The sequence below is a fragment of the Rhizobium sp. WW_1 genome (genome assembly GCF_003610155.1).
GTDB classification, from domain to species: Bacteria; Pseudomonadota; Alphaproteobacteria; order Rhizobiales; family Rhizobiaceae; genus Rhizobium; species Rhizobium tropici_A.
Genome location: NZ_RAIN01000010.1, coordinates 1 through 23628 on the forward strand (window position 1 = coordinate 1; position 23628 = coordinate 23628).

The window sequence follows — 23628 nt, forward strand, 5'->3', positions numbered from 1 at the left end:
TCGGTGTGGCAGATGCCGGTCGCCTTGACCTCGATCAGCACTTCGCCAGCGCGAGGCCCCTCAAGCTGAACCGTCATCACCTCAAGCGGCTTGCCAGCCTGAACCGCGACTGCTGCTCTTACGTCCATCGTCTCATCCCTTCATGCTATGGTTTGTTGGCGCGACATTGCCATGGCCGCCCATTGCAGCTCAAGCCAAAATCAGACACTTAGCGTCGCAATTATCATGTTTTAGCCGAGCAATCGCTGCGCGGCTTTTCGCGAAAGAGCGGCGATTGTCCGTATCTTGATCAGGCAAATTCCATGATCACGGCATCGACAGCGAGGCTTTCGCCCGGCTTGGCGTTGATCTTGCCGACGACCAGATCACGCTCTGCGCGCAGGACGTTTTCCATCTTCATCGCCTCAACGATCGCGAGCGTTTCGCCCGCCTTGACTTCCTGCCCCTCGGCAACGGCAATGGCGACGACGAGACCAGGCATGGGGCAGAGCAGGAGCTTCGACGTATCCGGCGGCAGCTTGAGCGGCATCAGCTTGTCGAGTTCGGCCTGACGCGGCGTGAAGACCTTCGTCCTGACGGAGATGCCCTGCCAGTCGATGCGCAGGCCATTCAGCACGGCGCGGATCTGGGCCGTCAGCTTACGGCCGCCAATCGTGCCGACCCAGACGGCATCGCCGGGGCGCCAGTCGGTTGACAAGGTCACGGTCTGACCGCCGATCTGCATGTCCATTTCAAGCGGAATGGTCACGGCACCTTCGGGGAGTGCGACCGGAATATAGTCCGAACCGATCTTGACGATCCAGTTCTCCTGTAATGTGCCTGATGCGGGGCGCAAGCGGTCAGCATGGCGCTCCCGGCGGTTGGATTCGATCAGGCTGCAGGAAAGGGCGATTGCAGAAAGCAGGGCTGTCTGCTCCTCGTCCGGTGTCACGGGTGCGAAACCATCAGGATATTCCTCGGCAATGAAGCCGGTCGAAAGACGGCCTTCGCGCCAGCGCGGGTGCTTCATCAGCGCGGAGAGGAACGGCATGTTGTGCTCGATGCCGTCGACGACGAAGCCATCCAGGGCTTCGCCCATCGCTTCGATCGCTTCCAGCCTCGTCGGAGCCCAGGTGCAGAGCTTGGCGATCATCGGATCATAATACATCGAAATTTCGGCGCCTTCGAAGACGCCGGTGTCGTTGCGCACGACGGATTTCTCAGTTCTGCCTTCACGCGGCGGGCGATAGCGCGTCAGGCGGCCGATCGAGGGCAGGAAATTGCGATAGGGGTCTTCCGCGTAGAGGCGGCTTTCGATCGCCCAGCCATTGAGCTTGATATCCGCTTGGCTGAACGGCAGCTTTTCGCCGGCGGCGACGCGGATCATCTGCTCGACGAGATCGATGCCTGTCACGAGCTCCGTCACCGGATGCTCGACCTGCAGGCGGGTATTCATTTCGAGGAAATAGAAGTTTCGGTCGCGATCGACGATGAACTCGACCGTGCCGGCGCTTTGATAATCCACGGCTTTGGCGAGCGCCACGGATTGTTCGCCCATGGCCTTGCGGGTGGCCTCGTCGAGGAACGGCGAGGGCGCCTCTTCCACGACCTTCTGGTTCCGGCGCTGGATGGAGCATTCACGTTCGCCGAGATAGACGACATTACCGTGGGCGTCGGCCAGCACCTGGATTTCGATATGTCGGGGATCGACGACGAACTTCTCGATGAAGACGCGGTCGTCACCAAAGGAGCTTTTCGCTTCGGAGCGGGCGCGCTCGAAGCCGTCGCGCACTTCGTCCTTGCTCCAGGCGATGCGCATGCCCTTGCCGCCGCCACCGGCAGACGCCTTGATCATGACGGGATAGCCGATTTCGCCGGCAATCCGCTCGGCATGATCGGCGTCATCGATGATGCCGAGATGGCCCGGAACGGTGGATACCTTGGCGGCATTGGCGAATTTCTTCGATTCGATCTTGTCGCCCATGGCTTCGATCGCCTTCGGCTTCGGACCGATAAAGATGATGCCTTCCTTCTCCAGCGCCGCGCAGAATGAGGCGCGCTCGGAGAGAAAGCCGTATCCCGGATGAACGGCCTCGGCGCCGGTCTCCTTGCAGGCGGCGATGATCTTGTCGGCGACGAGATAGCTTTCGGCGGCCGGTGCCGGGCCGATATGGACGGCTTCATCGGCCATCTCCACATGCAGGGCATCCCGATCGGCATCGGAATAGACGGCGACCGTCAGGATACCCATACGGCGCGCCGTCTTGATCACGCGGCAAGCGATCTCGCCGCGATTGGCGATCAGGATTTTCTTGAACATGCAATCTCCGCCCAAATAGTCTATTCAGTCAGTGTTTTAGCCACAAATTACGCCGTCGGTCCATGCGCAAGATGTTTGCATTCACGCCGTTTTCTCCAATCGCGACTGAACGCGCTCCCGCCAGATGATGAAGAGACCGGAACCGACGATGATGGCGATGCCGATCCATTTGGAAAAGTTGGGAAAATCTCCGAAGATCCCATAGCCGAGAACCGTCGCGGAAATGATCTCGAAATATTGGAACGGGGCAAGCAGCGAGAGCGGCGCCAGCCGGAACGCTCTGACAACAAGCATGTGCGCGTAGCCTGAGATTGAACCGAGGATCAGCAGCAGCACAAGGCCAAGGGCGGAGCCGGGCAGGGACGGTTCGAAATCCGCTATGCCGGCCGACGAGCCAGCAAGGAGAGCGAATGCCATGAACAGCGTACCGCCGGCGCCCGCCATGATCTGCATCGTCAGAGGCGAATCTGCCTCGCCGACGGCGCGGTTCATGAAGAGATAGAGCGCATAGAGGAACGCGCAGGCGATCGGCAGCAAAGCCTTCAGTCCGAAGACGGCAAAGCTCGGCTGGATGACGATCATCGCGCCACCGAAACCGATGGCAATCGCCAGCCAGCGTTTCCAGCCGACCCTGTCGCCAAGAAACACGGCCGAAAGTGCTGTCAGCATGAAGGGTTCGACGAAATAGATCGCGAAGACATCCGCCAGCGGCATGTATTTGACCGCGGCGAAGAAGAGCAGACTGGCGGCCCCGTGCAGAGCGCCGCGCAGCAAATTCATCCACGGGCGTTTCGCGGAGAAGGCCGACCGTCCTGCCTCGGTCGCCAGCAGCGGTAACATGCACACGAGCTGAAAGAAAAAGCGATAGAAGGTCACCTGTCCGGGCGACATGCCTTCGAAACTCGCCATGTATTTGGCGATCGCATCCATCGTCGGCAGCAGGATCATGGCGCTCGCCATGATCGTCATGCCTCTAAGCGGGTTCTGCTGCGTGGAAACGGCGGAGGAGACGGACATGCCCGAACATCAAACACAGGAAGGGCATGCAATCAAGGCGCGATCGGGTGCCTGCCGCAAGCTCAGGAGCGGTCGCTGGAAAATGTCACACTTTTCCAATTGGGACAGATCGTGATGGCGAGATGACGCCCTTAGACCTATCTGGAGCTTTGGAAACGGCTAAAACATGAATGCGCCGCACAAAACCGCCGGCGCGACCAGGAAAGGGATCGCACCGATGTTCAAGCGAGAACAAGAGACGACCGTTTTTTCGGATGAAGGCGACGATACGCTTGGCGGCCGCTTGTCCATGGCTCGCGATGCCGCGGGCATCAGTATCGAGACGCTATCGAGCCAGCTCGGCGTCAGCGAGGAGACGATGCTTGCGTGGGAATCCGACCGCGCCGAGCCCAACCCGTCCGCTCTGGTCAAGATGTCGGCTCTCTTCGACGTGTCTCCGGCGTGGCTGATGACCGGTTCGGGTGACGGGCCGGGAGAGGACAGCGACGAGCGCGCATTGGAAGCCGTCCGAAACGAGCTTTCGCGGCTGCGGACGGCCTACCAGGAGATCGGCCGGCTGATCGAAACGACGACAAGCCAGCTCGAGCGGCTCGACCATCAGATCAGGCTGCGCAATCTCGGCAAGGACGTGGCGCACTGAGCGCGGCGTCCTTTGACGCTTATGGCGCATGAGGTGCTTGTTCACCTTCTTGAGCAGGGATCTCCCAAATGCTGATCAAGCCTTCCATTGAGCGCCCCTAGCTCAGCCGGGCAATCGTATCGTCGAGATTGTCGATCGCGAGCTGTTCGCGGGCGATCATGCCGTCGAGATCGATCGCTTCGCTAACCGCTTTTGTGCTTCCGCCCTGCATCTTCATCGCCAGCAGCTCGTTGCGATGGGCGATCTTTTCGCCTCTGATTTTGATAAGCTTCAAGCGAAAATCATCATTCATTTCAAATCCCTCCGTTTGAATGAATTATCCGCCGTTTCCGGACTGCCGTTCCTCCGTCAGGCCGTCTCCGTTTCCTTCAGTCGTGTCCGCGTCCGCGATAGGTGGTCGGAACGCCGGCCTTTTCATGGCATTGAGCGAGCGTTTCCAGCCACTCTCCAAGTCCGGCCGGCACTTCGGCATTTCCGACCTCCATCGCCTCCACCCATGACAGGTCGCATTGCAGCGCGCTCGCCAGATTGATCGGCGTCCAGCGGATGTGCAAAAGGCATTCCGAAAAGCGTTCAGGGGTCATGCATGCTCCAATTTCTAAAGAGATTTCACGGTGCCAGAGAGGCGCGCGAAGTCAAGGGATCATCGAAGACCGCCTGCTTTTGCGAATCGAGCCGGAAGAACTGGACGAGACGTGGACGGGGCTCCGCTCCGTCGCGATGATTGAAGGGTCAATCAAGCAGGTCAGGTCAAAAAGGGCATGATATCCACGCCGTCGCCGGGAAAGACGGTGATGTGAGGATGGTCCTGGAAAAGCCTTGCGGCGGCATCGGCAGTTTCAGCCTCAACCACCAGGTAGCCGCAAAATGGGTTGACCGCATCGGCGATGCCGTTCCTGGTGATGCGCGTCGTCTTTCCCACCATGCCCCCGCGATCGAGTATAGATGCTGCGTTTCTCTCTTCCCACGCCGCCCACTGCCTGATGCCAGTGGCATCGACAGCATCCTGCTCGGCTTTGGGTCGGCTTCGAAAGGATGCAAGGTCTTCGGGCTTCATTGTGTAAACGGCAAGGAAACGGGGCATGAGCCACCTCCATGATTTCAATGATTGCCAGCTTACACGTCGTTCGCCTGAAAGCACCTCATGGAATTCCATCGCGGCGCAAACCTTCGCGGATACGCCAATTCTAAAAACAAAAAACCCGGCCTAAGCCGGGTTCTTGGTGCGGTCGAGAAGACTCGAACTTCCACGGGTTGCCCCACAGCGACCTCAACGCTGCGCGTCTACCAATTCCGCCACGACCGCATCGTGGTAGGCCGAATTGCTCCGGCGCGGCTGCATGTAGCAAAAGCATTCGGGGGGCACAAGAGCGATGTGTCAGTTTTTTTAAATTCCTTCACAGCTGCCCCGATCATGTCCGCGCGGACCGGGTGGAAACGCCTTACTTGTTTGAATTCCTGTCCGAATAACACCATATGTGGACAACTCGTCGGCGCGCAGGATTTCCACAGGCGCGGCCTGCGGCGCGCAAAGGACTGCCATATGCTTCGCACCGAACTTTCTCACCAGATGTTTCCCGTTCAAGGCACGCCGCCCGTCCGCTGGCGGATCAGCGATCGCCTCGTGCCCTATGAGGAAGCCGTTGCCACCATGGAAGCGGAAGTGGCCGCGATTGCCGAGGGGCGGGCGCCGGAGCTTGTCTGGCTGGTCGAACACCCGCCGCTTTATACGGCCGGTACGAGCGCCAATGCCGCCGATCTCATCGAGCCGGATCGATTCCCTGTCTTCGCGACCGGCCGCGGTGGCGAATATACCTATCATGGGCCGGGGCAACGCGTGGCCTACGTGATGCTGGACCTGAAGTGTCGGCGGCAGGATATCCGTGCCTTCGTCGCTGCGCTCGAGGAAGTCATCATTCGCACGCTCGACTCGATGAATGTGCGCGGCGAGCGGCGAGAGGATAGGGTCGGCGTCTGGGTCAGGCGCCCGGAGAAGCCTGTTCTGCCTGACGGCACGGTCGCCGAGGACAAGATTGCCGCGCTTGGCATCCGCGTGCGCAAGTGGGTGACGTTTCATGGTCTCTCGCTGAACGTCGATCCCGATCTCGGGCACTTCACCGGCATCGTTCCGTGCGGAATCTCCGCCTATGGCGTCACCAGCCTTGTCGATCTCGGCCTGCCGGTCATGATGACGGATGTCGATATCCGCCTTCGCGACGCCTTCGAGCAGGTTTTCGGCGAAACGGTCAACGACGCGTGAGGCCGATCTGTGATCGGATTCACGCGCTGCAGGATTGTCTGCTGAATTTCATCGCTGAAGGGGACAGGCCGTACGACCTGTCCAATTGACCGCGAAAAACTGCTGCCGGTTACAGGGAGGGGTCTTCGATATCCTCGACGACGGGCACTATCGACTCATCCAACGTGCCTCGTTTCGATTTCTCCAAAAGATCTATCCTGTCTTCTGCCTTGAGCAGATCATGCAGCTTCTGATCGCTGAGTATATTGTCATGATTGTCATGCGAGGTCATGCGGGTAACTCCTTGACCTCTGCAGGCGAGAGCGCTTCGTCTCTCTCAGCCGTCGGTGCCTACGGGTTCGGTAACCAACGATAGAATCACCCTACGCTCATTTGGGAGTTGTGGCGAATCATTTGGCGCTCAAGTTGACCGGCTGCGTCGTGCCAAGAAAGTAAACGGAAAGAAAAATGCCCTGGAAGGGAGAGCATCCAGGGCACAGAGAGGGGAACTGCATGAAAGCAACTAGGGCGATGCGACAGCAGTTCAAGGCCCCAAACTGACGATAGGTTGTATCGGGCGTGCAATCGCTCTTATTCCTCGCGAAACAGTGATCGACGGCAAGTCCTCGATGCCTTTTGGCCCCGGCGTGGCGGTGATACCGTCGCCCCTGAGATCAGCGAAGATGCCGATGGTTCCGCGCCATCACGCCGAGGCGAGGTGCCTGGCGACGTTCCGTTCATCTCACGCGCGAAAATTGCCGAGTGGCAACGTTTTGCAACACAGAAAGAAACGGAAGAAACATTCCGAAACTAGAAGCATTCCCGAACGAAATTCGTTGGATGGAGCAAGGACATGAGAGCCGCCGTTGGCATAACCCGTTATTGGAAGACAGGCTGGCAGACCCTGTTTCTCGTTGCAGTCACTGCGCTGCCGGTCATGGCGCAGACTGCCGATAACAATCAAAATAGCCAGAACTCGGCTTCGAGCTTCAGCTATCGGCGCGCGGATCTCGGCAGCGGCTATTCCACCTCGAGCATTCTGAAAATGCCGAACAACTCTTCCTACTTTGTAACATGCAATTGCGACGACCGGACCTTGCAGGACCTGACATGTCCGACCCCGTCTTATGCATGCACCTGTGTTCCCCACGCCTATCTGATGTGCCAATAGGCAAACCGGGTATTGATATGGCCAATTCTGCATCAATAATGCTGATCGTGATCTGCACTACCTTGTGCCTTCCGTTGGCGGCACTGGCACAGCAGAATAACCAGACGCCGCAGAGCGCCGGCTCGAATTATCCTTTCAGCGTGGGTTCTCGCCCGGCCGATGTCGGCACCGGCTTCTCGATCTATAGCGCGACGTCGGCGACTGCGGATCAGCAGTTCCGCGTCCAATGCAGCTGCCAGGATTTCAGCCTTGCAACCGCAACCTGTCCGGCGCCACGCTACGAATGCTATTGTAGCCCGAGCGCCGCGCTGACCTGCGAGTAGCTGGATCGAGGCCACCCATGTGCCAGGCCGGCACGGCGGCCTCTTCTGCCTTTGGTTGAGTTATGCGCGCTCGCGGAGCGCCATCAAAGATTGCCGATCAGGCCAAGCCACTCTTTTTGATGGTTATTTTTGTACAGTTTGCGTTCATGTTCGTCCGCATATGGTGTCTTCCGTCGCCCCCAGATCGCGCGTCGATTGACAATCGATATGGACGATACGATTAATAGTTTCGACATTCGTCATAGAGCGGAGGATATGCCAATGACAAGTCGTGCCATCCTGTTGATGTCTCTTGCGTCTCTCACAGTTGTAGGCTCGATGGGCCTCGCTTCTTCGGCTTCTGCGCTAACCATGAAAGAGTGCAGTGCCAAATATCAAGCCGCTAAAACCGCTGGTACGTTGAACGGCCAGAAGTGGAACGACTTCCGCGCAACGCAGTGCAGCGCCGATGCCAGCGCCACGACGACCGCGCCGGCAGCCACCGCACCAGCCGCTACGACGACGCCCAAGACGGCGAAGACGACTGCGGCAGCCAAGGTCGACGCCAGCGAGCCCGACGCCACCAAGCCGCCGGCAGCCGAACCGGCAAAGCCGACGACGGCAGCTCCCGCCGGCGTAACCTTCCCGGCAAAGGTCGATACCAAGTATGCCAGCGAGACGCCCGGCAAGGGCCGCTTCCATACCTGCGTCGACGCCTACAATGCCGCCAAGGCCAAGAATGCGCTCGGCGGCCTGAAGTGGATACAGAAGGGCGGCGGCTATTACAGCCTTTGCAACTCCAAGCTCAAGGGCTGATTGCCACAACGAGCGATTACAGAACGGGCGCCTTCGGGCGCCCGTTTCTGTTTGCACACGTCAGGCGCGCAACTTTTCCCATTTCTTCACGAGTCGGTCGCGCTTCAGCTTGGAAAGCCGCTGCAGCCAGAAAATGCCGTCTAGTTGGTCGATCTCGTGCTGGATGCAGCTGGCCAGAAAATCATGCGCATCCTCTTCGCGCAGTTCGCCATCGATCGTCTGATAACGAAAGCGGATAGATTTCGGCCTGACGACTTCCTCCGTCGCTCCCGGCATGGAAACGCTACCTTCCATATGCCGCATCGTCTCCTCCGACGACCACAGGACCTCCGGGTTGATATAGGTCCGCACACCGTCCTCGCGGCTGAGTTCGATCACGACGACTCGCTTGAGAATGCCGATATGCGGGCCGGTGATGCCGACACCGGGCGCAGCTCGCATCGTATCCAGAAGATCGCTCGCAAGTATGTGCAGATCGTCGTCGAAGGCGGCCACCGGCGCGCAGGCAGTGCGCAGCCGCGGATCGGGAAAGCGGATAATGGGAAGGGCGGGCACGGCACTCTCTATCGGATGAACGAATACAATCGAGCGGTCAGGATAAGGGGAAGATTGCGGCATTGCCACAGTCTAAATGGCTGGATGCTTTTTGAGAGATTTCTCAATTATCCCGTTGTTTTCTAACCATTTTAAATGAACAATCCGGTTGTCATTAACAGCACTCAAAGGCGCAATCGTTGTACTGCGGCGGTTCGAACGCCACCGTTACCGATTCGCAAATTACGCGGGCGAGGCGGATCTGCTTCGTTGACCAAGGCCATCGATCTTGCTGGGAATTCGCCTACTGCGCCTTGCGACCCGACGATTTGTGCTGCACAGGCGGTCGGGAATTGACTGCAAACCCGTGAAAATTGACTATTACGTAAAAGTCAATATTATGGAGCTTAGCAGATAGGGGCGGATTCTTGGTCGACGGATACTATAGCATAACGGAGCTCACTCGGGAATTCGGGGTTTCGACCCGGACGCTGAGGTTTTATGAGGACGAGGGCCTTATCCACCCCGAACGGAGAGGCCGTACGCGCCTGTTCCGCGCAGCCGACCGGCGCCTGATCATGGAAATTCTGCGCGGTCGCCGCATCGGCTTTACCATTGCCGAAATCCGCGAGATCATCCAGGTCTACAAGGAGCCTCCAGGCGAGATCGGCCAGCTGAAGCTGCTGATGAAGCGCGTCGATGAAAAGCGCGACGAGCTGCGCCAGAAGCGCAAGGATATCGACGATACGCTGAGCGAACTCGACAATGTCGAGGAAGCCTGTCTTGGCCGCCTGGCCGAAATCGGCGTGGGAACGTGACCCTCTCAATCATAGTGTGAACGGACAATATCGCAGCCATAGTTCCGGCAAGAACGCTTTCTAAGAACGAAGCGCTCTTGGAGGTGTGACGTGGCAACACGAATCTCGTCTGTCTTTGCTGTCCTCGCTGTCACTATCCTCTTAAGTCCTGATTGCGGTTCCGCCGGCGACAAGGCGCAGCCTGATGTGCCGGTTGCCTACGGCGTTCTGATTGACGGCAAGGAGCCGGTCTACGGCCAACAGGTTTGCCATATTCATTCTCGCTGCCAACTGGTCGATGACCAGAAGACCCACGTCGAAGTGAGCGTGACCATCGAATCCACCCAACGTCTATCGGGCGAAATCAGCATTCAGTGCAGCGAACCGGACTGCTCTTTCCTAAACGGCAGAACATCTGCCAGACTTGAAAGTGCAGCCGGCGGAGAAAGAGCTCGTCGCTTCGAACTCTACGCTGGCGAAGATGCTTCATTCACGAACGATCTGGTCTATCGAACGAGAGCGAGTATCGGTCGTATTTTGATCCTCTTCTGAAAGCGAGGAGTGGCAGTTTGCGTGAATCTGCGGAGCGCTTTCGATCCATGAATAGGCTAGCGATATTATAGGGATTTCAGGAGCTTGATCATGAAAAGACAAGGTGTGCTGGAATCCCACAATGTCGGAAAAACCTCGAGAGGCTCGAAGCCGATCGCCTCATAAAATTGCCGGGTGTTGGCGTAATTGGGGTCTGAATTCGTGGCGGCGACGGTTTTGACGGTCAGATATCGTATTCCGCTGGCGACCAGATGGTTTTCCGCATGCGCAAGCAAGCGACGACCGATTCCCTGACGATGTTTGTCCGGCAGAACGCCAAGCACGAAGGCTTCCGCTGCGATATCGCCATGCTGCTTTAGGGATAGAAAGCCGATTGGCTTCGCGTCCTTGTCGAATATCGCGAACATCGGCAGGTGTCTGGCTTCCGAAACATAATTTTCACGGGCCTGCCTTCGGCCAAACCATTCGGGTAATGTCTCCAGAATCTGCCGGGCTACGGTCTCCCGTTCATCACTCACAGCTTCAATTTTCACAGCTCGGAAGACCTCGCCAGATAGTCCAGCCTCATAACCAGCGCCGCGTGCGCCTGCAGTAAAATTCGAATTCGCAGCCGAAGCGCGAGAGGAGATGCATCTCCTCGCAGCGGATGACGAGCAACGTCGTCAAGGCTGCCGCCGCTGCGGCCATCGCCAGGAACCAGAGATTGCCGATCAGCAGGCCAAGCCCGGCCGTGAGCAGCGTATAGCCGAGATAGGTCGGATTGCGGGTAAAGCGAAAGGGGCCTGTGGTCACGAGATGGGCCGTGCAGCGCTGCGTTAGTACGGTCGTGCGGCGCTCCAGCAGCGTTTTGACCGCCCAGACATTCAGCGTCACCGCAAAGGCGGTCATGAACGCACCGACAAGCCACGCCACGAGCGCCCAGACGAAGGGCAAGGTCAGCGGATACCACCGTTGCAGATAGAGCGCCGCCACGACGGCAAGGCTATAGAGCAGCGGCGGCCACGGAAAACTCAGCGACTTCGAACGATAGGCATTCATAGAATAACCCTGTCATTGCGCTTCATCCGTGCATTGTATCGCGATTCGGCTGACGCGTTCATCGCTATCTGCTCTGATCGCCCCGGATTCCAGGGGCTTGAAGAGATTCTGGGCCTGCAACTTGTCGAGCGTGCATTGGCAGAAGCTGCGACACATGGCTTCGCTGCCCGACTTCGTGCACGAGGCAGTGCATTGCCTGATATAGCCGACCGTCTGGTCCTGCGGCGGGGCCGGCGCGACCAGCGACAGAAGATAGACGAGGCCAAACAGCACGGGCTGGTGAACCAGATAGAAGATCAGGCTGTGGCGTCCGGCGCGGGCGATGAGATTGCGGCCGGGGCCGAACTTCGCCAGATGCTTGAGCCAGCCGAGAGAGGTCGCCAATTGTGCGATGCCGAGGCCGAAGAGGAACGGCGTCAGCCATGGGAAGAGCGGCACATAGTCGTTCGAGCGCTGGATGTTTTCCGAAAGCCCGACCCACCATAGCCAGGGCGCGTCAAAGAACGTCGAGTGCAGCGACAGCGGCGCAACGACATTGTCGATGACGACGCCGACCGCGAGCAAGGCCGCGATCAGGAGCGTGGCGAAAGCGGGCAGGCGCAGGAACAGCAGTCCGATCAGGCTTGCTGCCGCGATACTGTGCAGGATGCCGAAGAATATCCATTCGTCGCGCATTCCGATGAAGGTGACGATCGAGATCGCGGCGGCGGCCGCAACGATCATGCCCAGTCGCCGCCAGTAGGACCGCCAGCGAATCTCCGGCGTATTGGCAAGGACGAGGCTGAAGCCTGCCAGGAACAGGAAGGTGCCGGCGATGGCACGGGCGTAGAGCTTCAGCCAGCCGGTTTCCGCCGTGCCGGAATCGAGATAGCCGAAGAATTCGAAATCCCAGGTGCAGTGGTAGCTCGCCATGGCCAGCAGCGCGACGCCGCGCGCCGTGTCAAGAATGCCGATGCGAGGCGTCTTTTGCGGAGCATCGGCGCTCTCGGCGATGGCGGCCATTACGGGGGTCCTTCCAGGCATGAATTCAGATATTTTGCGTCGGTTCGCGCCGGCGCGGGCTTGTCATGGCATATCGTTGTCCATGATGGCCAGACGGGCATCCGAAAAAAACTGCCGACGGATCAGGACGATGATGATGAACATCGTCGTTGCCATGAAGACATAGGGGCTCAGGAACCAGCCGAGATAGCCGATGGACAGGAAGATCGCCCTGAGGCCGGCGTTGAAACTGCGCGCCGCGATGATGTTCATGCGCACGACGCGCTCGGCCGCCCGTTCGGCGCCCAGCGGATCGAGAATGGCTTCCTCGCGCATCGGCAACGCGCCGAAGAGGATGGTGCAATAGTTGAACAGGCGGTAGGCCCAGCCGAATTTGAAGAAGGCGTAGCCGAAGAGACAGGCAAGCCCGGCCACCTTGACTTCGAATGCGGTGCGGCCGCTGTTGAAGATGAAGGGCATGTCGGAGAAGAAGGCATTGATCTTGTCGGTGGCGCCGAGAAGCGCGAAACAGCTGCCGATGGCGAAGATCGATGTGGAGGCGAAGAAGCCCGTGCCGTTCTGCAGGCCGGAGAGGATCTGCGTGTCGATCATCTTCAGGTCGCGGCGCAGCGAATTGTAGATCCATTCGCGCCGACGCTCGTTCATCGCCAGCGTCAGGCTGGTGCGATTGAAGAAGCTGGCGCTGCTGGTGATCCAGTTCAGCGCGACCCAGAGAAAGATGAAAAGGGCGAGGGCGACATAGTCCGCAGTCGTCATAAAGGGAGATTCTCCAGATCAATCCGATGTGGACTGTAGCTCAGCGCGTGCAGCGCGCAATGGCCTTCTGTTTGCGTCCCCGAATGCCTATATGTAATGTCGCTGCCATGAAATCCGATGTCGGCCAATCGCCGTGCAAGCTTACCGATATAGCGTAGCCTTGCCAGAAATCGATTTGCCTGGGAGGCACTAAAAGTCCATGTTTCTTTCAGTTTTCGATGTGTTCAAGATCGGTGTAGGGCCGTCCAGCTCACACACGATGGGGCCGATGTCGGCCGCGAATCGCTTCCTCGACCTCGTACTTTCGAATGAGTGGCCGCGCCCGTCTTCGAACGTGCATGTCGATTCGATCAAGGTCAGCCTGCATGGCTCGCTTGCCCATACGGGCATCGGCCACGGCACGGGCAGGGCGGTCATTCTCGGCCTGATGGGCGAGCGGCCCGACAATGTCGATCCCGACCATATGGATGCCATCATCGATGAGGTCGAGCGCAGCGGGCGCATCACGCCGCCTGACCATCCGGCCTATCATTTCCAGCCGAAGACAGATCTCATCTTTGATAAGAAGGTGCCGCTGCCCGGTCACGCCAACGGCATGAGCTTCTCCGCCTTCGACAAGGACGAGCGTCTGCTTGTCAAACGTATCTACTACTCCGTCGGCGGCGGCTTCGTCGTCACCGATACGGAGCTGGAGCAGATGAAGGCTGACCGCAAGAAGCCTGCTGCGGCGGGCGAGCGCGTTCCGTTTCCCTTTGCCAGCGCCAAGCAGATGCTGGAAATGTCCGAGCGCTCCGGCCTTTCCATCGCACAGATGAAGCGCGCCAATGAAGAGACGCGCATGAGCGCCGAAGACCTCGATGCCGGCCTCGACCGCATCTGGGCGGCCATGAGCAGCTGCATCGATCGCGGCCTCAAGGTCGACGGCATCATGCCCGGCGGCCTGAAGGTGCGCCGCCGTGCGCGCGCCATTCATGACAAGCTGCAGGAGGAGTGGCGCAGCAACCGCATCAATCCGGTGCTCGCGAATGACTGGCTCAGCGTCTATGCCATGGCCGTCAATGAGGAAAATGCAGCCGGCGGACGCGTGGTCACGGCGCCGACCAATGGCGCGGCCGGGGTTATTCCGGCGACGATCCGCTACTATCAGCATTTTCATGAAGATTGGGATCAGGACGGCATCCGCAACTATCTGCTGACGGCGGCGGCCGTCGGCGGCATCATCAAGCACAATGCCTCGATCTCGGGCGCCGAAGTCGGCTGTCAGGGCGAGGTAGGTTCGGCGGCTGCGATGGCGGCTGCGGGGCTTGCTGCGGTTATGGGCGCTTCGCCGGAGCAGATCGAGAATGCAGCCGAAATCGCGCTGGAACATCATCTCGGCATGACCTGCGATCCGATCGCCGGACTCGTTCAGGTGCCGTGCATCGAGCGCAATGCCCTCGGCGCGGTCAAGGCTGTTACCGCCGCCTCGCTCGCAATCAAGGGTGATGGCCAGCATTTCGTGCCGCTCGACGCCTGCATCGAGACCATGCGCCAGACCGGCTACGACATGAGCGAAAAATACAAGGAAACCTCGACCGGCGGCCTCGCCGTCAATGTCGTGGAATGCTGAGTGTGGACGCCTGATCTAAAAGCTTGACGCTGCCGGCCAAAAGGACTTCAACGGCACTATGGCTTTGCATCTCATCAAATTGTGCGTCGGCGCGGATTCGATCGAGGATCTGCGCGAGTGGGTCTCCGAGCGGGCGATGAACGCCATTGCGGCCGGACTGGAGCCCCATACGACGCATACGACACGGATGGTGCCGAAGCGGGTGGAGGAGCTGCTGGATGGCGGCTCGCTCTATTGGGTTATCAAGGGGCAGGTGCAGGCAAGGCAGAAGCTTCTCGGTATCGAGACTTTCACCGATGCGGAAGGCATTCATCGTTGCCGGCTGATCCTCGATCCGAGCGTCGTCGAGACGACGGGTCAACCGAAGCGGCCGTTTCAGGGCTGGCGCTATTATCCGCAAGACGACGTGCCGCGCGATCTCGATAGCCTGGGCGCTGCGGCTGAACTGCCCGCCGATCTTCGGCGGGAACTATCTGAACTCGGTTTGCTTTAGGCTGGCGAGAGCGACGCAGCTTATCAGCAAGCTTGCGAACCACTCTATCTCGTTGTTTTCAAACGGACATGTGCGGAAAACCGACCTGCAGTTTTCCGCAAAACCGTTTCAACGCAGCCGCATCATGATCGGCGCGCGTCCGGTCGGCGCCGTGATATGCAGATGAATATGCGCTTCAGGCTGAGAGTAGCGCCAGGCGCGTGCGCCGTGGCAAAGAAGGATGCCGATCAGATCCTTCGTCTTGTTGCGCGGACGCGAACGGCTGAGACCGAGGTCCGCCAACCGCATCGCCGCCTCATGCAGCGGATGAAGAGCAAAGCTCTTCTGTTTCATCTTGCCCCCGCCGTCGAGCGAGAAACCGGGAAAGTTCTCGTTCATTGCCATTTTCAAACCCCGTACACGTTACAAACTCAGGGCCGGTCCGTTTGACATTCGGAACCGGAAGATCGGGCTTAGTAGAAGGCCCGAGCAATCTTCAAACCAGGCAGCGCGGAAACGCCGCCGCATTTCTATTCCACACTGGCCCAGCACTTCACGCCGGCTCGCTTGAGCGCCTTGCAGGCATTGACTGCCTGGCTCTGATCTTCAAAGCCGCCGAAGCGGGCGCGGTAACCGCCATCGAAAGCAACCGCGTAAGGCTTGGCCGAACGCAAGGCTTTGCCGCCCTTGCTCTTCGCCGTATCGAGCAAGTCGGTCGCACCATCCTTGCTGGAGGAGATGCCGATCTGCACGACCCAGCCGGTCGGTCCGCGCTCAGCCTTTTCGGCCTTCGCGACCTTCTCGGTTTTTTCGGCGCGCTGCAGCTTGACGAGCTTCGTATCGTTCTTCGAAGTCGAAGCCGTCGTGATGGTATCGACTTCGTCTTCATCGGCATCGTCCGAGGACCCGGCGGATGCTGTTTCATCGTAAGCGGAGCGCTGTTCGGGCTTTGCTGCGAGCAGCGGATTATCCGACTGCGGCGTTACCGCCACGAAAGCCGCCGCGCTCGACGGGCGCGCATCGGCAACCTGTACCGTATTGTCATTCTTGATCTTCGCACGGCTGATATCTGCCATGCGCGCGCTGGCCGCCTGGACATTGGGTGCAGCAGACGACGCTCCGGCGATGACATTCGATGCAATATGCTTCGTGGACGCCGCGGGCAGATAGGCGGCAATCAGCTTGCGCATCTGGTTGTCGCGAGCAGGCGTCGAGGCGCCACCAAGCACGACCCCGACGATAGAGCGGCCGTCGACCTTGACCGACGTTGCAAGATTGTAGCCCGCAGCGCGAGTGTAACCCGTCTTGATGCCGTCGACGCCGCGAACCGAACCCACCAGATGATTGTGGCCAGGGATGACGCGATTGCCGAGGCGGAAACTCGTTTCGGAAAAGAAACCGTAATATTGCGGAAAATGTTCGCGCAGGGCGATGCCGAGGCGAGCCTGATCGCGCGCCGTGGTCATCTGGGCGGTGTTCGGCAGGCCATTCGGATTGCGGTAGGTGGTGCGCGTCATGCCAAGCGCGCGCGCCTTGTCATTCATCATGCGGGCGAAGCCTTCCTCCGAGCCGCCAAGCATTTCGCCAAGCGCCATGGCGGCATCATTGGCTGATTTGGTGACGATACCGAGGATCGCCTCGCGAACGGTCACGGAGCGGCCGGCACCTATGCCGAGCTTGGTCGGCGCCTGGCCGGCGGCATTCCTGGAAAACACGACGGGAGTATCGAGAGTGATGCGTCCGGCCTCGAGCGCTTCGAAGGTCAGATAAACAGTCATCATCTTGGTCAACGAGGCAGGATAGTGCAGCGTATCTGCGTTTTCGCTGTAGAGAACATTGCCGGTATTGGCGTCTATGACGATGCCGGCATATTTCGGGCCGGCAGCGCTTGCATCCACGACGGTCACGGTGATCGTCGCCGTCGCGATCGAAAAACCAAGAAGCGCTCTCGCCAGAATCTTACCGGTTTGAGACGACGAAACGGAAAGAATGGATCTGGACACTAAATCACTCTCTGCTTGCATTTACATTCTCGATTATCCGGCCGCCGCCTCCATGAACGGCCAATCCGTTCGACAGTAGAGGCTTAGCGTTACCAATCGGTTTATGATGAACAGGTGGTTTCAGGTTTCTGTGCCATTTTAGCGGCCATCCACAGCCGTTGCCAAAGGTATGGCAGTGTCGGAAAGGCGCGCCTTGATGAAGCTCTGGACGGCAGTATCCATGGCGCGCCAGTCGCCGAGCTGGTTGCTGGAGAACCGGTAGAGAACGCTCAGATCCTTGCCGAGCTTGACGTCCCGCTGACAATCGCCGCTGGTCGCCAATGCCGGCGACGAGGGCAGGAGGCAGCGCACGACATAATCAGGCTCGCCGGGTCGCGGCGCCGTCAAAAGGATTTCGTCGTTGTAGCCGGCATCCGCGCGAAGCCGATGCGCGGTCAAGCCGAAAGGACCGGCATAGGCGGCGCCATCCATCAGTTGCGAATAGATCGGCTCCAGCCGGCCGGACATGTCGCGGGACATCGTGCTCTGGCTGATCTGCAGGAAGATTAAGGAGGACGATTGCGAGATATCGTCGAAGCGCATCCGATCGGCTTCGCTGTAGCCCTGCATCTGCGGCCAGGTCAGATAGAGATCGACGCGCTCGGCGGTCCCGTCAGCGCGCTCGCTCGGAAAGCGAATGGTGTTTGCGGCAAGGTGCATCGTGTCGTCGCCGATCGTGACGGAGATCGGCCTGGTATCTGTCGTGTGGCCCGCCAGCGAAATTTTCTCGCCAAGCCAATGGCCGGCGACGGATATGGCGACGGTGAGGGCGGCCAGAACGGCAACGCCGGCCGTGAGCCGATAGACAAAGCCGCTCGATATCAGCGGCCTTTCTTCGATCATTGCGGCGGATGACAGAGGAGGAGCCATACTCTTGCCTTCATTTCCTTCCGCCCGGTCACCATCTTCAATGGTAAAACCTCGCGGCACCTGACTTTTTTGAGTCTCGTTGGAAATGATGATTGGCGCCACGATAGTTAACCGACAGTTAAATATGCGTCGTAACCCATGCTAATGGCACATATAATTCTCGAAGAGTTTTCAGGATCAGCTTCGAGCCGAGCCGCGCAATGAAAAAGAGCCGTTCCCCGGGACAGTGGGAACGGCTCAGAGGCACCGGCCTGGACAGAAATCAGGGGACGAGACCGGGCCTCGGACTTCGACCATCGACGCTAGGTCGCCGATGATCCCTTGAGAAGAGCGTCTATTTCAAGCTGCCGACTGCGACGGCCCGGCCGTCCTGGATCTTGACCCAGCGGGCCGGATGATCGGCGGACTGACGCTTGAGGAAGGTATATTCAGTCTCGGACCAGAGCTTCACCTTGTTGCGCATGTTGTCGAGGATGAAGTCACCGCGATCGGTACGGACGGTCAGCACGGCATGACCTTCACCGTTCGGCTGCAGCACGACGGTCATAAGGAGATCGGAAGGCGAGAAGCCGGCATCGATCAGCTGCTTGCGCTTCAGGAGAGCGAAGTCTTCGCAGTCGCCGGCGGTGGTCGGGATCGCCCACTTTTCCTCGACGCCGTAGAGTTCCATGTCGGTCATCGGCTTGATCGTCGTGTTGACGGTGTAGTTGATCTTCAGGATCGTCTTCCAGTTATCCTGGTTGAGGATGACCGGGCCGGCATCGCCGCCGGAATAGGCGCATTCCCGCGGGTTTTCCTTGCAGAACTCATAGTGGCCGATCGGAGGGGCGGCGTCGCCGGTGATCGTCATGTTGGCGGGCGCAGCCTGAGCGGCGCTGAAGAAGCCGAGAGTGGAAAATGCCAGAGCGGCCAAGCCGCGAAGTACGAGTTGAAAGTTCATGTCCCTGTCCCTGTTTTATTGGGATCAGAATGACACGCATGATTTTATCTGACGCAAAATTACACAGTCAAATTAAGGACTTAGTTTATTCAAATCTGGATCAAACTTTCATAAAACACGCGGAAAACTTGATTCAAGTTTGCGGCAAATTCGATTAAAATTCTAACGATCTCGGTATCGGATGCCATGACGGGCGAGTCCCGTATCAAGCTGTTTTTGAATAGTTTCCCACAAACGGAATTCTTAACGGCGCGATGCGGTTTCGACGAATGCCCGTGTCATAACGATACAGCGCTGGCCCGACGAGACGCGGTCAGGCTATTCGAAATGCGGACATCAGCCACAACCTGTCCCATTTCGAGAAAGGCGATCCGAAAAATATTTTTGATTTTTATCGCTTGATGTTGCCACGGAGCGCGTCAGTTGCGTGGACGATCGCAGCGGCCATCTCCGCAATATCCGACGAATGAGCGGCATTGGCGACAATCACCAGCCTTGCCTCCGGCCATGCCTGCGACAATTCCCAGGCGGTGACGAGCGGCGCTTCAAGATCCATGCGACCCTGGATCATCGTGCAGGGGATGGCGGCGAGCCGACCAATGTCGCGCAGGATCTGACGGTCCTCGAGCCAGGCCAGATGGTGGAAGTAATGAGTGATGATGCGGGCGCGCGCCGTCAGATAGCGGTTGTCGGACCAGCGCTGAGACAGGGTTGCGCGCGGATCGATCAGGATCGAAGCGGCCTCCCATTCATGCCAGTCTCTGGCCGCCTTCACATGGATTGCGGGATCTGGATCGCACAAGAGCCGGTAATAGGCAGCGACCAGATCGCTGTCGCGAGCCTCGTTGGGGACCGAAGCCCGAAAACGCGCCCATTCGCCGGGAAAGAAGCGGCCGAGGCCGTGATAAAGCCAGTCGATTTCCGATTGTCTCGTCATGGTGACACCGACGAGAAGCAAGCCTTCCACCCGTTGCGGATGGGTTTCGGCATAGACGAGCGCAAGCGTGCAGCCCCAGGAATTGCCAAAGACGATCCAGCGCTCCACGCCGAGCCGCAACCGCAGTTGCTCGATATCTGCGATCGTATGCCATGTCGTGTTGATCGAGAGATCGATATCCGGTTCCGATGCGTGCGGCAGACTGCCGCCGCAGCCGCGCTGGTCGAACTGAATGATCCGATAATGTTGAGGGTCGAAATAGCGCCGGGCTCCAGTCGAGCTGCCCGAGCCCGGACCGCCATGCAGGACGAGGACGGGCATACCTTCCGGGTTTCCGGACTGCATCCAGTAGATCCGCTGGCCGTCGCCAACGTCAAGCAAGCCTTCGTCGAAAGGCGTTGTGTCAGGGTAGAGCATTGCCGTCACGATTCAGGAGAAAAGCCAAGCCTCGCTATTTCGCGACGCGATGTGACGGCAGGATGACAGGATCAGAGAAATTCGCGCAAGGTCTCGCGTGACTGCAGCGAGAGGAATTCGATCGCGACACCTTCCATGAAGTGGCGCACGACGCGGCCGCGCATATTGCCGAGACGCACCGGCGTCCCGAGCGCGGGGCGTGCCTCGATGTCAACTGCCGCGCCGGACAAGGACAAGTCCATGATACGGCAGGCATATTGTGTGCCGTCCTCGAGCGTGAGGTCACAGCGGGTATTGCGCGGCGTCAGACGATCGTGGCGACGGTCTTCGGGCAGGCCAAGCTCATGCTTGTTGGCAAGCCAGGTCAATTGCGCGGCAAGTTTTTCACGCTTCCGCTCGGTCGCGTTGATCGACATGGTGAAGCCGCGGGCGTCAACGGCAACGACATTGCCTTCGACGCGGCCAAGATGATCGATATAGGCAATGACGCGCTCATCCGCCCGCGGACGTCCCAGGCAGGTGACATGAAGATCTCCGGGCGACATTTCCGTCACCAGGCACTCGAATTCCTCGTAATTAGCCAGCATCAGGCGACCCTGCATATTGATCGGAACCCGCTGAAAGGTTCTCTGATCATTGCGAACGGCTTTGCCCGTCATCTGATTGGACCGCGTCGCAGGGGCTGGCTGGAAAGAGTGCATGGAAGCGTCTTGAACCCTATTGCATCTCTTCCAACTATTAGCGGCAACTTCTTAAAGTAAGGTTGTCTTCGCTGATGCACAGATCAGAGATGATCACCGATTTTGTTCCGCGCTGGATCAATTTGGGTTCTATCGCGCCCATTTTTTGCTTGAATCAACTTTCGACGCATCCATTCGCCCAGGTTAGTGCTTCCCTGGAGCGGCAGAAGATCGGTCGGATCGGGATGGGGTGGCGTCTCCGCGAGCCGGGTAGGGCGTTCATAAAGCAGACGGCTGCGGTCGAGCGCCAGAAACTCCAGCCGTTCGTTGTCGAGCCATGTGGTCTGGGCACCGGGGGTAAGACAGCCCAGCAATCTGTCGCACCTGTCGCTTGCGGTGCGAACCGGCAGCAAAATCATCTCGAAGGTCATGCTGCGGCCGCTGATGCAATAGCCCGTCGCATGGACCGATGCGGGAACCACATGCGTCATCACGCCGGCGGCGATGCGCACCGGATCGTCCTGCTGGCTGCCGGCCCAGAGTGCCGCGAAGTTCTCGCCGCGGATCTCGCGCCCCATGAGGTTGCAGATCGCCGTGCCAGCAAGCCGGAAACGCGGATTGTCATCCACGGTGTTTTCCAGGATGAACAGCTCGGGAAGAATGTGGCTCACCGCCGAGGGTTGTATCAAATTGCGCATGGGCGCATCCGCGTTGCCGCGTATGTGTTCCCAATAGGTAAATATATCTATGCTCGTCTTCTGGCGCATAATGCGTCCGTGTCCCATTTCATTGCAAATAAGAGGCATTCATTGCCTTCGATCTCTACCTTGCGAATTCCGTGCCAGAACCGGGTCGTTAGGGTTAATGAATGGTTTGCATTGCTCCGCCGGATGGTTGGTGTAGGAATTTGTTCATCACTTCACCAAGTGATCGACAGCACGAATTTTCGGGTGCCGGGCTGGCCTTCGAGGTCAAATCCGGAGAGGAGCGCCCACCATGCCGCCCGATATCACGGGCGGCTTTTTTTTTGATTTTCGCTGCGCTATGTGTCGATGATCCTATCGATGAACCGAGAAAAACATGGACGATGAACAGCTGCCGCGCCCAGAGCCGGAAAATCCGCGGCCGCAGCAGCGAACTCCGGCCTTCAACCTGCCACCTGCCATTCTGGCGAGTCTTGCCGTCCTGATTGTCGTTTTCGCGGTCATGAACCTGCCGTGGTGGTCGGACGATACGCTGAACTGGATATACTTTACCTTCAGCTTCATTCCGGCCCGCTATGCCTTTCCCTTGTCGCAGCAGGGGCTGGAATGGCTTTGGACGCCCATCACCTATTCGCTGCTGCACGGCGGGATCGAGCATATTGTCTTCAACAGCCTTTGGCTGATGGTCTTCGCCGCTCCCGTGGCGCGGCGTATCGGCGCTCTGCGCTACTTCGTTTTCTGGGTTTTCTCGTCTGCGGCCTCCGCCTTCATGCATGCCGCGCTCTACTGGGGAGACCAGACGCTGCTGATCGGTGCGTCCGGGGTCGTATCGGCGCTCATGGGGGCGGCATGCCGCTTTGCCTTTCCCGCCATGGACGGTCGCCGGGTCTCCATGCGCCAGGCGCATCTCAACCCGCGCCTCAGCATCTTGGAGTCGCTCAAAAGCCGCACCGTTGTCGCCTATATCGTCATGTGGGTGGCCGGCAATGCGCTCGTCGCCTTCGGCATCAACCTGGCGGGCGACAGTTCGCAGCCGGTGGCCTGGGATGCGCATATCGGCGGATTCCTCTTCGGATTTCTGCTTTTTGCACCCTTCGACCGGCAGCCGCCAGTTGAAATTGAGGAAGCTTTACCACGCGATGAATGAGCTGTTGCTTTCTCGCTGACGCAGGCGCACGATTGGCATCCGTCGGTCGTGGGATGAGGAGATCGACCGACCGACGGGCAGGCGCCGGTTTGAGCTCCGGGGGTGGTTTCGGAACATATCGGACGCTTCAAGTGTTCATCATGCTTTCGAGATGGGAGGATCGAATGTCAGTTTCCGTAAAGGCCATACTTGAAGCCAAGGGCCGCGACGTCATCACGACAGGCGGCAACACGACTGTTGCCGAGGCCGCGAAAATTCTCAACGAGAATAAGATCGGTGCCATCGTCGTCGTCGGGCCGGGCGGCAAGATCTCCGGCATCTTCACCGAGCGCGATGTCGTCAACGCGGTTGCCAAGAATGGCCAAGAATGCCTTGAAAAGCCGATCGCATCGCTGATGACGGCCAAGGTGTATCGCTGCAAGGAAGATACGACGACCGACGAATTGATGGAACTCATGACGATGCGCCGCTTCCGTCACGTTCCGGTCGAGGAAAAAGGCAAGCTTTCCGGCATCATCTCCATCGGCGACGTGGTCAAATGGCGTATCCGTGAGATCGAACTCGAGGCCGAGCAGATCAAGGCCTATATCGCCGGGTGAGAGCGTAAGCTGTTCGGTGCGACCGAAGCAATCGACCTTACAGGTCGA

29 protein-coding genes, 1 tRNA gene and 1 pseudogene are annotated in these 23628 nt (G+C 58.8%); 11 read left to right on the forward strand and 20 right to left on the reverse strand.

Annotated elements, in window-relative coordinates:
* The 3 genes and pseudogenes from BJ928_RS25505 to BJ928_RS25515 all read right to left on the reverse strand — a co-directional run.
* Positions 1 to 128: pseudogene (locus BJ928_RS25505) on the reverse strand (S-(hydroxymethyl)glutathione dehydrogenase); the annotation flags it as partial.
* Between the two features lie 161 nt (positions 129 to 289).
* Entirely contained in the window at positions 290 to 2299 is a 2010-nt protein-coding gene (locus tag BJ928_RS25510; protein ID WP_047633452.1) for an acetyl/propionyl/methylcrotonyl-CoA carboxylase subunit alpha, read from the reverse strand.
* Positions 2300 to 2380: 81 nt separating this feature from the next.
* On the reverse strand, positions 2381 to 3316 hold the full coding sequence (locus BJ928_RS25515; protein ID WP_047633450.1) for a DMT family transporter: 936 nt from the start codon (positions 3314 to 3316) through the stop codon (positions 2381 to 2383).
* Between the two features lie 217 nt (positions 3317 to 3533).
* On the opposite strand from BJ928_RS25515, the gene BJ928_RS25520 reads away from it, so the two are divergent.
* On the forward strand, positions 3534 to 3956 hold the full coding sequence (locus BJ928_RS25520; protein WP_047633500.1) for a helix-turn-helix transcriptional regulator: 423 nt from the start codon (positions 3534 to 3536) through the stop codon (positions 3954 to 3956).
* A 97-nt stretch (positions 3957 to 4053) separates the two neighbouring features.
* Here BJ928_RS25520 and BJ928_RS25525 read toward each other — a convergent pair whose 3' ends face one another.
* The 4 genes from BJ928_RS25525 to BJ928_RS25540 all read right to left on the reverse strand — a co-directional run bounded on the left by BJ928_RS25525 (position 4054) and on the right by BJ928_RS25540 (position 5262).
* Complete coding sequence (locus BJ928_RS25525; RefSeq protein WP_047633449.1) at positions 4054 to 4248, reverse strand: hypothetical protein; 195 nt, start codon at positions 4246 to 4248, stop codon at positions 4054 to 4056.
* Positions 4249 to 4324: 76 nt separating this feature from the next.
* Positions 4325 to 4540, reverse strand: a complete 216-nt coding sequence (locus tag BJ928_RS25530) for a hypothetical protein (protein WP_047633448.1) — start codon at positions 4538 to 4540, stop codon at positions 4325 to 4327.
* Between the two features lie 161 nt (positions 4541 to 4701).
* On the reverse strand, positions 4702 to 5040 hold the full coding sequence (locus tag BJ928_RS25535) for a hypothetical protein (RefSeq protein ID WP_047633447.1): 339 nt from the start codon (positions 5038 to 5040) through the stop codon (positions 4702 to 4704).
* Positions 5041 to 5177: 137 nt separating this feature from the next.
* Positions 5178 to 5262: transfer RNA gene (locus BJ928_RS25540), tRNA-Leu, on the reverse strand.
* 237 nt (positions 5263 to 5499) lie between these two features.
* On the opposite strand from BJ928_RS25540, the gene lipB reads away from it, so the two are divergent.
* A complete protein-coding gene (gene lipB, locus BJ928_RS25545; protein WP_047633446.1) occupies positions 5500 to 6216 on the forward strand; it encodes a lipoyl(octanoyl) transferase LipB in 717 nt (238 codons plus the stop codon).
* Between the two features lie 109 nt (positions 6217 to 6325).
* On the opposite strand, the gene BJ928_RS38900 is transcribed toward lipB, so the two are convergent.
* Positions 6326 to 6487 carry a hypothetical protein gene (locus tag BJ928_RS38900; protein ID WP_156151449.1) on the reverse strand — a complete coding sequence of 54 codons (162 nt, stop codon included), beginning with the start codon at positions 6485 to 6487 and terminating at the stop codon, positions 6326 to 6328.
* A gap of 561 nt (positions 6488 to 7048) precedes the next feature.
* Here BJ928_RS38900 and BJ928_RS25550 point away from each other — a divergent pair.
* The 3 genes from BJ928_RS25550 (at position 7049) to BJ928_RS25560 (ending at position 8484) form a co-directional block, all read left to right on the forward strand.
* Positions 7049 to 7366 carry a hypothetical protein gene (locus BJ928_RS25550; RefSeq protein ID WP_047633445.1) on the forward strand — a complete coding sequence of 106 codons (318 nt, stop codon included), beginning with the start codon at positions 7049 to 7051 and terminating at the stop codon, positions 7364 to 7366.
* A 17-nt stretch (positions 7367 to 7383) separates the two neighbouring features.
* Entirely contained in the window at positions 7384 to 7689 is a 306-nt protein-coding gene (locus BJ928_RS25555) for a hypothetical protein (RefSeq protein WP_147413939.1), read from the forward strand.
* 261 nt (positions 7690 to 7950) lie between these two features.
* Entirely contained in the window at positions 7951 to 8484 is a 534-nt protein-coding gene (locus BJ928_RS25560; RefSeq protein WP_047633443.1) for a hypothetical protein, read from the forward strand.
* Between the two features lie 60 nt (positions 8485 to 8544).
* On the opposite strand, the gene BJ928_RS25565 is transcribed toward BJ928_RS25560, so the two are convergent.
* The gene (locus BJ928_RS25565; RefSeq protein ID WP_047633497.1) at positions 8545 to 9039 is read right to left on the reverse strand and encodes a peptide deformylase; all 495 of its coding nucleotides are present in this window, start codon (positions 9037 to 9039) and stop codon (positions 8545 to 8547) included.
* Positions 9040 to 9446: 407 nt separating this feature from the next.
* Between BJ928_RS25565 and BJ928_RS25570 the strand changes: the two genes are divergently transcribed.
* Entirely contained in the window at positions 9447 to 9836 is a 390-nt protein-coding gene (locus BJ928_RS25570; RefSeq protein ID WP_047633442.1) for a MerR family DNA-binding transcriptional regulator, read from the forward strand.
* Between the two features lie 90 nt (positions 9837 to 9926).
* Complete coding sequence (locus tag BJ928_RS25575) at positions 9927 to 10367, forward strand: hypothetical protein (protein ID WP_047633441.1); 441 nt, start codon at positions 9927 to 9929, stop codon at positions 10365 to 10367.
* A gap of 65 nt (positions 10368 to 10432) precedes the next feature.
* On the opposite strand, the gene BJ928_RS25580 is transcribed toward BJ928_RS25575, so the two are convergent.
* The 4 genes from BJ928_RS25580 to BJ928_RS25595 form a co-directional block, all read right to left on the reverse strand.
* Complete coding sequence (locus BJ928_RS25580; protein WP_047633440.1) at positions 10433 to 10900, reverse strand: GNAT family N-acetyltransferase; 468 nt, start codon at positions 10898 to 10900, stop codon at positions 10433 to 10435.
* A 31-nt stretch (positions 10901 to 10931) separates the two neighbouring features.
* Positions 10932 to 11405, reverse strand: a complete 474-nt coding sequence (locus tag BJ928_RS25585) for an isoprenylcysteine carboxylmethyltransferase family protein (protein ID WP_047633439.1) — start codon at positions 11403 to 11405, stop codon at positions 10932 to 10934.
* Between the two features lie 12 nt (positions 11406 to 11417).
* Positions 11418 to 12407 (reverse strand): DUF1624 domain-containing protein, encoded by a 990-nt coding sequence (locus tag BJ928_RS25590; RefSeq protein WP_047633438.1) that lies wholly within the window; start codon positions 12405 to 12407, stop codon positions 11418 to 11420.
* 63 nt (positions 12408 to 12470) lie between these two features.
* A complete protein-coding gene (locus BJ928_RS25595) occupies positions 12471 to 13163 on the reverse strand; it encodes a DUF599 family protein (RefSeq protein WP_047633437.1) in 693 nt (230 codons plus the stop codon).
* A gap of 199 nt (positions 13164 to 13362) precedes the next feature.
* Between BJ928_RS25595 and BJ928_RS25600 the strand changes: the two genes are divergently transcribed.
* The gene (locus tag BJ928_RS25600; protein ID WP_047633436.1) at positions 13363 to 14772 is read left to right on the forward strand and encodes an L-serine ammonia-lyase; all 1410 of its coding nucleotides are present in this window, start codon (positions 13363 to 13365) and stop codon (positions 14770 to 14772) included.
* 58 nt (positions 14773 to 14830) lie between these two features.
* Positions 14831 to 15265: a DUF1489 family protein gene (locus BJ928_RS25605; RefSeq protein WP_047633435.1), complete on the forward strand. Its 435-nt coding sequence runs from the start codon at positions 14831 to 14833 to the stop codon at positions 15263 to 15265.
* 108 nt (positions 15266 to 15373) lie between these two features.
* On the opposite strand, the gene BJ928_RS25610 is transcribed toward BJ928_RS25605, so the two are convergent.
* The 7 genes from BJ928_RS25610 to BJ928_RS25640 all read right to left on the reverse strand — a co-directional run bounded on the left by BJ928_RS25610 (position 15374) and on the right by BJ928_RS25640 (position 21897).
* Positions 15374 to 15649 carry a hypothetical protein gene (locus tag BJ928_RS25610; protein WP_047633434.1) on the reverse strand — a complete coding sequence of 92 codons (276 nt, stop codon included), beginning with the start codon at positions 15647 to 15649 and terminating at the stop codon, positions 15374 to 15376.
* A gap of 125 nt (positions 15650 to 15774) precedes the next feature.
* Positions 15775 to 17268, reverse strand: a complete 1494-nt coding sequence (locus BJ928_RS25615; protein ID WP_082011904.1) for a D-alanyl-D-alanine carboxypeptidase — start codon at positions 17266 to 17268, stop codon at positions 15775 to 15777.
* Between the two features lie 117 nt (positions 17269 to 17385).
* Positions 17386 to 18156, reverse strand: coding sequence for a hypothetical protein (locus tag BJ928_RS25620; RefSeq protein WP_047633432.1), 771 nt, complete (start codon positions 18154 to 18156; stop codon positions 17386 to 17388).
* 334 nt (positions 18157 to 18490) lie between these two features.
* Positions 18491 to 19096: a transglutaminase-like cysteine peptidase gene (locus BJ928_RS25625; protein WP_047633431.1), complete on the reverse strand. Its 606-nt coding sequence runs from the start codon at positions 19094 to 19096 to the stop codon at positions 18491 to 18493.
* A gap of 391 nt (positions 19097 to 19487) precedes the next feature.
* A complete protein-coding gene (pip, locus tag BJ928_RS25630) occupies positions 19488 to 20450 on the reverse strand; it encodes a prolyl aminopeptidase (RefSeq protein WP_047633430.1) in 963 nt (320 codons plus the stop codon).
* A gap of 71 nt (positions 20451 to 20521) precedes the next feature.
* The gene (locus tag BJ928_RS25635) at positions 20522 to 21151 is read right to left on the reverse strand and encodes a PilZ domain-containing protein (protein ID WP_047633429.1); all 630 of its coding nucleotides are present in this window, start codon (positions 21149 to 21151) and stop codon (positions 20522 to 20524) included.
* A gap of 83 nt (positions 21152 to 21234) precedes the next feature.
* On the reverse strand, positions 21235 to 21897 hold the full coding sequence (locus tag BJ928_RS25640) for a PAS domain-containing protein (RefSeq protein ID WP_245432536.1): 663 nt from the start codon (positions 21895 to 21897) through the stop codon (positions 21235 to 21237).
* 313 nt (positions 21898 to 22210) lie between these two features.
* Here BJ928_RS25640 and BJ928_RS25645 point away from each other — a divergent pair, with 313 nt between their 5' ends.
* Entirely contained in the window at positions 22211 to 22981 is a 771-nt protein-coding gene (locus BJ928_RS25645; RefSeq protein WP_047633428.1) for a rhomboid family intramembrane serine protease, read from the forward strand.
* A 164-nt stretch (positions 22982 to 23145) separates the two neighbouring features.
* A complete protein-coding gene (locus BJ928_RS25650; protein ID WP_047633427.1) occupies positions 23146 to 23580 on the forward strand; it encodes a CBS domain-containing protein in 435 nt (144 codons plus the stop codon).
* Positions 23581 to 23628: the final 48 nt, after the last annotated feature.